Annotated in this window: 11 protein-coding genes and 1 pseudogene; 8 read left to right on the plus strand and 4 right to left on the minus strand. The window is 40.4% G+C overall.

Annotated elements, in window-relative coordinates; translation table 11 throughout:
- Positions 1-85 precede the first annotated feature (85 nt).
- The gene (locus tag KHB02_RS25205) at positions 86-517 is read left to right on the plus strand and encodes an SRPBCC family protein (RefSeq protein WP_213143761.1); all 432 of its coding nucleotides are present in this window, start codon (positions 86-88) and stop codon (positions 515-517) included.
- 178 nt (positions 518-695) lie between these two features.
- Complete coding sequence (locus KHB02_RS25210; RefSeq protein WP_213143762.1) at positions 696-1,262, plus strand: MOSC domain-containing protein; 567 nt, start codon at positions 696-698, stop codon at positions 1,260-1,262.
- Positions 1,263-1,364: 102 nt separating this feature from the next.
- On the opposite strand, the gene KHB02_RS25215 is transcribed toward KHB02_RS25210, so the two are convergent.
- A complete protein-coding gene (locus tag KHB02_RS25215; protein ID WP_241114078.1) occupies positions 1,365-1,841 on the minus strand; it encodes a hypothetical protein in 477 nt (158 codons plus the stop codon).
- 157 nt (positions 1,842-1,998) lie between these two features.
- Between KHB02_RS25215 and KHB02_RS25220 the strand changes: the two genes are divergently transcribed.
- Positions 1,999-2,487, plus strand: a complete 489-nt coding sequence (locus KHB02_RS25220) for a DinB family protein (protein WP_213143763.1) — start codon at positions 1,999-2,001, stop codon at positions 2,485-2,487.
- Positions 2,488-2,576: 89 nt separating this feature from the next.
- Here KHB02_RS25220 and KHB02_RS25225 read toward each other — a convergent pair whose 3' ends face one another.
- Entirely contained in the window at positions 2,577-3,275 is a 699-nt protein-coding gene (locus KHB02_RS25225; RefSeq protein WP_213143764.1) for a VIT1/CCC1 transporter family protein, read from the minus strand.
- A 345-nt stretch (positions 3,276-3,620) separates the two neighbouring features.
- On the opposite strand from KHB02_RS25225, the gene KHB02_RS25230 reads away from it, so the two are divergent.
- From KHB02_RS25230 to bla, 5 genes are all read left to right on the plus strand, one after another.
- Positions 3,621-4,169, plus strand: a complete 549-nt coding sequence (locus KHB02_RS25230) for a hypothetical protein (RefSeq protein WP_213143765.1) — start codon at positions 3,621-3,623, stop codon at positions 4,167-4,169.
- A gap of 196 nt (positions 4,170-4,365) precedes the next feature.
- Positions 4,366-4,755, plus strand: coding sequence for a BlaI/MecI/CopY family transcriptional regulator (locus KHB02_RS25235; RefSeq protein WP_213143766.1), 390 nt, complete (start codon positions 4,366-4,368; stop codon positions 4,753-4,755).
- Positions 4,755-6,539 carry a BlaR1 family beta-lactam sensor/signal transducer gene (locus tag KHB02_RS25240; protein WP_213143767.1) on the plus strand — a complete coding sequence of 595 codons (1,785 nt, stop codon included), beginning with the start codon at positions 4,755-4,757 and terminating at the stop codon, positions 6,537-6,539. The genes KHB02_RS25235 and KHB02_RS25240 overlap by 1 nt, the downstream gene beginning before the upstream one ends.
- Before the next feature lie 163 nt (positions 6,540-6,702).
- The gene (locus tag KHB02_RS25245; RefSeq protein WP_241114079.1) at positions 6,703-8,703 is read left to right on the plus strand and encodes a peptidoglycan D,D-transpeptidase FtsI family protein; all 2,001 of its coding nucleotides are present in this window, start codon (positions 6,703-6,705) and stop codon (positions 8,701-8,703) included.
- Between the two features lie 223 nt (positions 8,704-8,926).
- Positions 8,927-9,859, plus strand: coding sequence for a class A beta-lactamase (bla, locus tag KHB02_RS25250; RefSeq protein WP_213143768.1), 933 nt, complete (start codon positions 8,927-8,929; stop codon positions 9,857-9,859).
- Positions 9,860-10,127: 268 nt separating this feature from the next.
- On the opposite strand, the gene KHB02_RS25255 is transcribed toward bla, so the two are convergent.
- Together KHB02_RS25255 and KHB02_RS25260 are read right to left on the minus strand one after the other, a co-directional pair.
- A complete protein-coding gene (locus KHB02_RS25255) occupies positions 10,128-10,265 on the minus strand; it encodes a YvrJ family protein (RefSeq protein ID WP_213117301.1) in 138 nt (45 codons plus the stop codon).
- A 233-nt stretch (positions 10,266-10,498) separates the two neighbouring features.
- Positions 10,499-10,728 (minus strand): annotated as a pseudogene (locus KHB02_RS25260) (LytR family transcriptional regulator); the annotation flags it as partial.

The raw sequence follows: 10,728 nt of genomic DNA on the forward strand, positions 1-10,728 counted from the left end.
CCAGTTTAGTTTAAAGGGATTTTGGAACCTTTGGTAAAATACAGTCATTTATATTTAACATGACTACAAAGGAGGAATATTGAACATGCCCACATCTGAACAGGAGTTTACCATTACCCGTACCCTGAATGCCCGCCGCGAGCTCGTGTGGCGCGCCTGGACAGAGGAGAAGGAACTCGCCAACTGGTTGCCTTCGACACCCCTGGAGACCATCTCCTTCGACGTTCGCGAAGGCGGACGCTACCGCTACACGATGGTCAACATCGAGACCGGCGAGGAGTATCCCACCGGAGGTGTGTTTCTCGAAGTCGTACCTTTCGAACGGCTCGTCTTCACCTGGGGTTACCCCGATGCTCCAATCGAGAACTCTCCTGTCGTGACTCTAACCCTCAACGCACACGGCGACCGTACCGAGATGATTTTCCACCTGCGCGGATTTGCCGGTCACCCCGGCGATCAGTACGTGTACGACGGCTGGTCCGATGCGCTCGACACGATTGTAAAAAAATATACTTAAACAAACAGGTGCTTAGAGTTAAACAAAGGGTTGTTACTGCAACCCTTTATTTTGTTCCGCTTAAGTGCGGTCTTTTTCTTATTCTAACGAAGCAAGTTAGTAGAAGAAGGAATAATTAAACCTTTATCGAGTATGGACAAACAGGGAGTTTAAAAAACAGGAAGGCTGTGAGGATTGAATGTTTGATGAGAAAAAAGAGAGTTCAATTTTAGGAACAGTCATAGCGGTTAGTTTAAGTAAGAGGCATACGTTTAGTAAAGAAAATCAAGAGAGTATAAAAGTAGTGAAGGATTTTGGGGTCGAAGGCGATGCACACTTTGGTTCAACGGTTAAACATCGATCGAGAGTAGCACAAAATCCAAACCAACCGAACCTACGACAGGTGCATTTAATTCAAAATGAGTTATTCGAAGAGTTAGCAGACCGTTTTCATATTAAACCTGGACAAATGGGTGAAAATATAACAACTGTCGGAATAAATCTTCTTGAATTACCTACTGACACGATATTATTTATAGGTGAGTCTGCAATGATTAAAGTAACAGGCTTACGCAATCCTTGTGCTCAAATTGATCATTTTAAACAGGGTCTTTTAAAGGCTGTTTTGGATAAGGATTCAGATGGAAATCTAATAAGAAAAGCAGGAATAATGGGAGTTATATTGCAGAGTGGAGAAGTGAAACCAGGTGATACCATCCGCGCTGTATTACCCCCTAGACCATTTAAAAAGCTTGAACGTGTTTAATCAGCATAGTGCGTATTTTGTACCTTAGTGAAATTAATCTTATTTGTGAACAAATGTATTCAAAGTAACGGGCAGGATCATTTAAGAACGCATTTTCTTATTTTAATCAGGCTTTTTGTACTTTTCAAAAAGGTATTGCAATCCATAAAACAGAAATACCTTAGAAAAGAAATAGAAGAAAAATTGTAAATGATTAAGACGAACCAATGTGAAATACTTAATTTTTCTCGCAAATTTGGCGAATGGATATGCAAAAAGAGCATTACCCATTGCATTAAGTAAGGTAAACTTTAGGAATTTTCCATATGACCACTTCATAATCCAAAGTGAAGTTACCAAAAACACACCAATATTAAAAGGAAATTCATTAAATAAGTATGAATTTGGTTTATTATAAAAGACCCACCATCTACGTTTTTTCCCAATTAGTGCATTAATCCCTTCTATACCACCGATAAGGATTGAAACAGGTAAAAATCGCTTTATATTGTATAACCCCATAAGAGGTAATGTTGACAATGCAATTAAGACCATAGCAATATTTAAAATCCTTTGAACCTTTATTGACATCATGACCATCCTTTTTCCATCCCAGGCTAGCTGCTCCTATTTTGTAGGATATCCAAAAATTGAACGTGTATGTAGTTTTACGAAATGCTGTTCGGTGAATGAATGGAAAGGGTTTTCTATACATATAAAGAATAAGTAGTTATAACTGTTAAAGGTGGGTGTTTTGATGCTTCAACAGGAATATGGATGGGTTCGGCAGACTAGAGGAACTCTGTTAGATTTTTGTGGGAAATTAGATTCTAATCATTTTACTCAAACGAATGGTTTCGGTTGGCAAAGTGTAAGGGACACATTGGTTCATATAGCAGATTGCTATGTTGCATGGCTTGGCTCATTTGTTTTATTGAAGACTAAAAAACCACTTACTCCAAGAGAAGAATTACATAATCTCCGTTTAGAGGAAATAAAAGCACGATTTGAACAAGTAGATTCAATCGTAAATGAATTATTAGAACTACATGGACATGATTTAGACGTACTAATTGAGAGAGACATCCCTTGGAGAGAAACACCTGAACGATTATCTATTACTCCCCGTAAATTGCTAATGCACACCATTACTCACGAGTTTCATCACAAGGGACAAATAGTGGCCATGCTCCGTCAGATGGGTTATGAGCCCCCAAATACAGATGTTTTAGGAACAGAAGATTAATTTTATCTAGGAGTACTTTGGGTGATGTTTAATTGACATTGCCTTTTTTGTTGAGTAAGTTTGTGAGGTTTCGTACATTCTACCTACCTTCAAGTGAGAATTCTCGCCAGACCAAACGCAACTGCTGCTGCAAGTCCTCCAATAATCATCGTTTGAACAGCGCTCTTGATAGGCGAAGTTCCCGTGAACCTTCCTTTTACGTATCCAAAAATCATCAAGGCGATAAGTGTGACAATTACAGAAACCATTAATGCTGTTGCAGGATGTTGTAAAATAAAATAAGGGAACAAAGGGATTAATCCGCCGACAATATAAGAAACTGCAATGATAATCGCACTGTTCCTTGCTCTTGTTGGCTCTGGTTTCTCCAACCCTAATTCGAATCTCATCATAAAATCCACCCATTTTTCAGGGTTCTTTTTCATGGTTTCTGTAATAGATTTGATTTGTTCTTCTTCAAGTCCATATTCCCTGAAAATTTCCGATACTTCCTCCTCTTCGCGTTCCGGAAGATCTATTACTTCGCGCTGTTCGCGAGCAAGTTCAGATTCATAATGTTCCGCATCTGTTTTTCCTGCCAAGTATCCGCCAAGTCCCATTGCAATTGACCCTGCTGCAATTTCAGCACTTCCTGCCGTGAGAATCAATGTTGTTGTATCAACAGCACCGGACAAACCAGCAGCTAATGCAAATGGTACGGTTAATCCGTCTGACATACCAATGACAACATCCCGAATGAAGTCAGAACCAGAAAAATGTTCTTCTACGTGATGCAGGTGTTGATTCATTTTGTTCACCTCCCAATTCACTTATCTAACACCAATATGCGCCTATTTTTGTTATATTTATTGTTTCCATAACTAACTCCTCTTAAAAAGGAAAAAGTTTTTTATAGTATTTGCTGTCGCTTCTTATTTTTAACTTAATTTAAAATTAAAAATTCATTAATTTAGAAAATGTATTCATTTATCGTGCTACATTGTATTCGAAGCTTATTTTAACTTTAAGTGGTTTGTTTTCCGGAAAAATAGAATTCGGTGACAATGACCAAATTAAGAATCTAAAAGTTGCTTTTGGATTTTAAAATGCAGAAGAAATGCAAACACTACTCTCATTAATAGGAGGACAAACCAATGAATACACGGGCAATCAAGGTCCAAAAACAAGGATGGATTCCTAAAAAGGAACGTATATGGGTAATCGTGGCGATTATTATCGCAGCTGCGATCATGCTTTGGGAACTAAGGGGGTTATTGCAGCTTTCATTAACGACTCTGCACAGCAAGCAGTTCGAACATACATTTAAAGATTTTGGCTCCAATGCAAGAATTGCCTTATTTTTTGTACTTGCTTATTATGTGCTTCTTCGTGTTATGAAGCTTCGTTATTTAAAAGGTCAAGCCAAGGTGAAAAAATGGTTGTCCACCTTACTGCGCTTTGCCCGAAGATGGCATACTCCGGTAGCAATTCTCGCCATCGCTTTTATTATCTTGCATACGGTAGCTGTCTTTATGCACGGCTTCAAATTTGATTTTAATAATATAAGTGGATTGCTTTCCTTGATAGTCCTGCTTCCCGTTCCTATATCAGGACTATTTCGATATCAAAGGATGGACCGGAAGTGGCATTTACGGTCTGGTGTTGCTTTTGCCATTCTATTCTTAATTCATTCTTTTTTATAAACAACATGTGCATAAGCCGTTATGGCGTGACCTTGATTAAGGATTAACGTCCAAATCATATAGTAAAAATGGGATCAGAATAAATCCTTAGCACACAGGGGGATTATTTACCATAGGTTAAAGTCCCCCAATACTTTATATACCGGGCCCTTCCTGCTATAATAAATACTACAGTTGTAAAAGTAGGAGAGGTATCATGAAGGAAATTCCACAAATATCAGAAGCAGAATATGAAGTGATGAAGGTTATATGGAACTATGAGCCGATTTCGACACCTGAGGTAGTGGAGAAATTATCGAATAAGAGTGATTGGAAGCCCAATACCATTCACACCATGCTGGCACGCCTCGTGAAGAAAAAGGCTTTGCATGCAAGGAAAGATGGCCGAATGTTTATATATACTTCATTGGTTGAAAAAGACCAATATGTGGAGCAAAAAAGTAAATCCTTTCTGCAGCAGTTCTTCGGCGGTACGTTACATTCAATGGTCTTAAATTTTATTGAAAATGATCAGTTATCGAACGAAGAAATATCGGAACTAAAGAAAATATTGTCCACGAGGGAAAAGAAAGAAGGGGAGAAATAATGGATACACTGCTGCTGCGAATTTTCGTCAGTACAATCGTTGTATCCCTCCTTATTTTTACTATTCTGTTAATCAAAAAGCTATTAAACCAGCATATTACAGTGAAAGCACATTATCATATTTGGTATTTTCTTTGCATTCCAATGCTTGCTGCCTTTTTGCCTTGGCATTATTTTCGCCTTGGAGATTTTAAAAGTTTACTATTTTTCCATAGAGAAGCGCCATTGGACAGTGAAGGGATCAATGGAGTGGCTGCCGCTCAGGCGCCAAACAGCGATTTATTACATGATTTCACGGTATCGGTAAACAAGTCAGCGCCCGATTTCGTCTACCATACACTTTTTACAGCTTGGGTCATTGGAGTGCTTCTTTTTGTTGGGGTTGCTGTTTATTCAACTTATCAAATCTATCAAATCAAAAAGTCCGCTTCGGCTATTGATGACCAAAAGTTAAACAAACTGTTAGAAGCGTGCAAAGAAATGGTTGGGCTGAAAAGAAAAATAAGGCTGCGGGAGACCTCTCTGATTTCCTCGCCAATCACGTTCGGGATTTTTCAGCCTTATATTTTTTTACCAAGCAAAACGCGAGAAGAATTCTCGTTAAATGAATTAAAATACGTGCTTTTGCACGAGCTGCACCATCATAAAAGCAAAGATTTGTTCGTGAATTACGGCCTGTGGCTGGTTCAGATAATTTATTGGTTTAACCCGGTCGTCTGGTATGCTTCAAAAAGGATCCGAAATGATCGGGAATTGGCCTGTGATGCATCCGTGTTAAATCTTTTGGATGAGAGCGGATATATCGAATACGGGTATACGATCATTCGTTTTGTCGATAAAAAGCAGGGGCGTCCCTTTGAACAGATTGCTCCAGGTATAGGCGGGACAAAAAAACAAATCAAACAAAGAATCCAGCGGATTGCAAGTTACTCTAGAGATTCGCTGTTATTGAAATGGAAAAGCAAAATCATCTTTGCTGTTTTAGGAATGGTGGTACTATTCCTTGCTCCATTCACGACCGTTATTGCCAGCCCAAATGATGTGTATCAGTTTAGCGGGAAGAATACGGTCGATGAAGATCTAAGCGCATATTTTAAGGGCTACAAGGGAAGCTTTGTTTTATATGATTCTTCTAAAAAACAATATCAAATCTATAATCGCGAGATGAGTGAACAGAGGGTTTCTCCTGATAGCACCTATAAAATATATTCGGCCTTATTTGCATTGGAATCCAATGTGATTTCGCCGAATAACAATAACCAGGTTTGGGATGGGGAAATTTATCCGTTCCCAGAATGGAATCAAAATCAAAATTTAGCGACTGCCTTAAGCCGTTCCGTGAATTGGTATTTCCAGAATACCGATCGAGAGGTAGGGAGAAAGCCGCTGCAGGATTATTTTCATAAGATTAAATACGGGAATGAGGATCTTTCAGGGAATTTGGATAGCTACTGGATGGAATCTTCTTTAAAAATATCACCCATTGAACAAGTCCAATTATTATCCCAATTAGAGGAAAATCAATGGGGTTTTAAAGCGGAAAATATCAAAGCGGTACAAAAGGCACTTTTAATAGATGAACAAAAGAATGGGCAGTTGTACGGTAAAACGGGAACCGGTATGGTTAATGGAAAGAATGTAAATGGCTGGTTTATCGGCTTTGTCGATAAAGGTGAGGATCGTTTTTATTTTGCGATTAATATTCAAGATAAGGACGGCCTGGCCCAAGGAAGCAAAGCGGCGGAGATTGCTAAGCAGATTCTGCATGATAAACAGATTTATTAAAAAATACCCCAGAAAGAATGTACCTTTCTTTTTGGGTGTTTTTTGTTCCAAATACTACAAGTGTGGTATTTCGATTCCACCTTGTACACAAACTCCCAATAGGAAAGAGCTGATAAGTTTTGAAGCAAAAAAAAATATAGTAAAAAGTAAAACTCGATGGAGATTGACTAGTCTCTTTTTCGTGGTCTTTGTCCTTTTTTCCATCTTAATTCTGCGCCTGGGGTTTATTCAAATTTTTAAAGGAGAAGCCTTTGCGGCTCAAGCTGAGAAGACGGATGTGACCCCTGTCAGCTATTCTGTTCCACGCGGAAAAATATACGACACGAACGATAGGTTAGTAGTCTACAATATTCCGGAAAAGGCGATTATCTATACACCGCCGAAAAATCCGCAGCCAAGCGAACTGCTTGAACTAGCCAAGAAGTTAAATACCTTCCTGGTCATGACTGATAAAGAGATCAATAAAGTGTCCGATCGGGATTTGAAAGATATCTGGCTGTTAGTACATAACAATGGCACGGATTTAATCACTAAGAAGGAGGAGAAATTATACAAACAGGAAAAGCTGAATGACAAGGATTTATATCAATTAAAATTGAACCGCATTACAGAAAGCAATCTTCAGGCACTGGACAAAAATCTTGCGGCCATATACCGGAAACTTTCGTCCGCCACCGCTTTAACACCGACGATGGTCAAAAATGAAAATGTAACAGAGGAAGAATTTGCGAAGGTTAATGAAAATCTGGATAACCTGCCGGGTGTGGATGTGACGACCGATTGGAAGAGGGGCCGCACCTACGGGGAAACGTTTTGGAATATGCTTGGGGAAGTTACGAGTGCAGATGAAGGCCTACCGGCAGACAAGGTAGATTACTATACCTCTAAAGGATATAAACTGAATGACCGCGTCGGAAAAAGCTATATTGAAGAGCTTTACGATAGTGTGTTGCAAGGCCATAAGGAAAAAGTGAAAACGGTGACCGATCAAAATGGAAATGTGGTAAGTACAAAGACGGTATTGGAAGGGAAGAGCGGCAAGGATCTTGTTCTGACCGTTGATATGGAGTTCCAGGCCCAGGTGGAAAAAATCATGCAGGAAGAGTTAGTCAGTGCGATCCAAAAACCGCATACGGATACCCTTGACACTGCCTTTGTCGTGGCAATGGAACCGAAAACAGGCCGGATTCTGGCGATGTCAGGAAAAGTGTATGACAGGAAGTCCGGGGAGTTCACCGATTTTACCCCGGGAACCTTCACTTATGCGTTTGAACAGGGGTCCGTTGTAAAAGGTGCCACCGTATTAACAGGATACCAAACGGGTGTCAGGGATTTCGGAGAAACCGAGCTGGATGAAGTCATGCGGTTTAAGGGCTCGGGCACCTTTTCCTCTTACCAAGTCATGAACAGAATTAACGATTTAGAGGCATTAGAGCGTTCATCAAACGTGTATATGTGGAAAACCGCGATTGAAATGATGGGCGGCAAGTATGTCCCCAATGGCACATTAAATATCGACCCGAAAAAAATTGAAACGATCCGCTATTATTTCAACCAATTTGGTTTGGGCGTCCCGACCGGTATTGGTTTTGATAATGAAACCTCGGGAATTAAAGGAACCAATCCAAGTACCTATTTTCAAATTGCCATCGGACAATTAGATACCTATACACCGCTGCAAATTGCCCAGTATATGACAACGATTGCCAATGGAGGTTACCGGATGAAGCCCCAATTGGTGAAGGAGATTCGTGAACCCAATGAGGATGGCAATGAACCAGGAAACGTAATCGATGAAATCGAACCAGTGGTACTGAATCAGGTGGATATGAGTGCGGAAATGCTTAAGCGGGTTCAACAAGGTTTTTGGCTGGTCACCCATGGTTCCCAAGGAACTGCGAGAGGATATTTTAAAGACGAACCGTACAATGCCGCAGGTAAAACAGGGACCTCGGAATCCTATAAAAATGGGGTGAAGACTTGGAATCTTTCTTTTGCTGGTTATGCCCCATTCGATGATCCCGAGATTGCCATTGCCGTTATTGTGCCAAATGCCTACCGTGATGGTTATGCTCAGCCGCACAGTGCAGCTAATATCATCAGCCAGCGGGTTTTTCGGGCATATTTTGACCTTCATGAAAAAGGACAGCCAACTGCAAAATGATTGACATCTTTTTATTACAAGTGTAGTATTAAGTGTGTAATAAATACTACATATGTGGTATTTAGTGCGTATCCTACTATTTCGCATGTAATCAAATTGTAGAAAGGAGGGATACCTTTCCTCCCCATCATTTCGGGGCAGTTTTTTAAGAAGCTGAAAAAGTGCAATAAGCCGCTTATTCTATTTTCAGAACTTCTAATATTAATAGAAAGAGGTAAAGATTATGAGGAAAACAAATGATATTTTCAACATAAAAAGTTTTATAATTACCCTGCTTGTGCTAGTGGTTGCCATTGTACCGCTCGCCGGCTGGTCAATGACTACTGATACCCTTTCTGACAAGTCCGAAAAGGCAGTCAGGAAAACGCCGGCACCCCAAATACACCGCGAGTTTGCAGAACTCGAGGACAAATATGATGCCCGTCTTGGAGTCTACGCGATCGATACAGGTACAAATCGGAAGGTCTCCTATCGGCCACAAGAGCGGTTCGCTTTCGCATCTACTTACAAAGCTCTAGCCGCAGGTGCATTGCTGCAGCAATACTCTATTGAGCAGCTTGACGAGTTAGTTACATACAATAGCGAGGACATCGTTACGTATTCACCCGTCACAAGCCTTCACGTAGATACCGGGATGACTCTTCGGGAAGTTATTGAGGCTGCTGTTCGATATAGTGACAACACTGCAGGGAACCTTTTATTTGAGAAATTGGGAGGCCCTGAGGGGTTTGAAGCAGCATTGAGGCAGATTGGCGATCACGTAACTCAAGCTGATCGCTACGAGACGGATTTGAACTCAGCCGTTCCTGGAGACAGACGTGACACCAGCACGCCAAAAGCACTTGCAACCAGCCTTCAGGCTTTCGCAATCGGTGACGTGCTCCCCGCTGAAAAACGTACGCTCTTGACAGATTGGATGCGAGGAAATGCCACTGGAGATTCCTTGATCCGGGCTGGTGCACCAACCGGCTGGGAAGTCGCTGATAAGAGCGGGGCCGGAAGCTATGGAACGCGGAATGACATTGCGATTGTTTGGCCGCCGAATAGAGCTCCCATTGTTATCGCAGTTCTATCCAGCCGCGATACACAGAATGCCACCTTTGACAATGCGCTGATCGCAGAAGCTGCAAAGATCACACTTAACGCTCTTAAGTGAACAGATTTGGTGGGGTTGGAATTTAAGCAGATATAAAATCCCATCGTGTAATTTTATTTGGGTATAGAGATTAAAATGATAAAGGACTTAATTGTTTCGTGAAAAACTAGTTCAACTAACTTAGCAGTAACAGAATAATAAAGGATAAGTTTATAGATCCTAAAATATGGATGTTTTTAAGAAATACTTGCGTATAAAAAGCCAACTGCCACATTGAAAAGGTAGTTGGCTTTAGTCATTTGGGGATATACCAAGAACGGTATGAAATTCACCCCTTCATTCGCTCAGGCAGGCTCTGGATCGACTGGACGACTAAATCTAGCTTGGATTCTATTCGATAGAGCAGATAGAGGGTCACAACGATAGGGAAGCCAACCTCATTAATAAATGAGATGATTTGTTCCACAGCAAATTCGCTCCTTTGCGATTCATATTTTAAAAGAGGCCGGTTTCGCATTTGAACCCGGCCTCCCATAAGTTTGGTAAGGGAGAAGCCATGAGAGAGTTTTTTCTGACTTTTTAGAGAAAAATCGGGGCAAATGCTTTGAAAGGTAAAAAGAAAAACTCGCCAATCTGGCGAGTTTAACCTTTTGTAGAATGTTTTTGTAAAAGTTTTTAAACAAAGCAACATTAGTAGCTCTAGTTAGAATTGGTTATCTCCAATTGTGATTTTAACTCACTTTGTACCCTTTGTTTCTCTTCAGGAGCGACTATTCCATAATAAATTTTGTTAATCATTGTGCCTGTTTCTTTTATCTCGATTTGTTCAATGCTGTTTCCGGCCGTTTTATCATTTTTTTGAATGGCTGCCATTTGGTCAAAAGTTAAGTTTGTTTTGACATTTTTACCAAGTGCGGAGAAGATATCAG

It is taken from the genome of Neobacillus citreus, assembly GCF_018343545.2.
GTDB lineage: Bacteria > Bacillota > Bacilli > Bacillales > Cytobacillaceae > Neobacillus > Neobacillus citreus.

What these genes read in the sequence shown, in the direction of transcription:
- KHB02_RS25205 (WP_213143761.1), top strand. Translation starts at nt 86, where the DNA reads ATGCCCACATCTGAACAGGAGTTTACCATTACCCGTACCCTGAATGCC.
- KHB02_RS25210 (WP_213143762.1), top strand. Translation starts at nt 696, where the DNA reads ATGTTTGATGAGAAAAAAGAGAGTTCAATTTTAGGAACAGTCATAGCG.
- KHB02_RS25215 (WP_241114078.1), bottom strand. Translation starts at nt 1,841, where the DNA reads ATGGTCATGATGTCAATAAAGGTTCAAAGGATTTTAAATATTGCTATG.
- KHB02_RS25220 (WP_213143763.1), top strand. Translation starts at nt 1,999, where the DNA reads ATGCTTCAACAGGAATATGGATGGGTTCGGCAGACTAGAGGAACTCTG.
- KHB02_RS25225 (WP_213143764.1), bottom strand. Translation starts at nt 3,275, where the DNA reads ATGAATCAACACCTGCATCACGTAGAAGAACATTTTTCTGGTTCTGAC.
- KHB02_RS25230 (WP_213143765.1), top strand. Translation starts at nt 3,621, where the DNA reads ATGAATACACGGGCAATCAAGGTCCAAAAACAAGGATGGATTCCTAAA.
- KHB02_RS25235 (WP_213143766.1), top strand. Translation starts at nt 4,366, where the DNA reads ATGAAGGAAATTCCACAAATATCAGAAGCAGAATATGAAGTGATGAAG.
- KHB02_RS25240 (WP_213143767.1), top strand. Translation starts at nt 4,755, where the DNA reads ATGGATACACTGCTGCTGCGAATTTTCGTCAGTACAATCGTTGTATCC.
- bla (WP_213143768.1), top strand. Translation starts at nt 8,927, where the DNA reads ATGAGGAAAACAAATGATATTTTCAACATAAAAAGTTTTATAATTACC.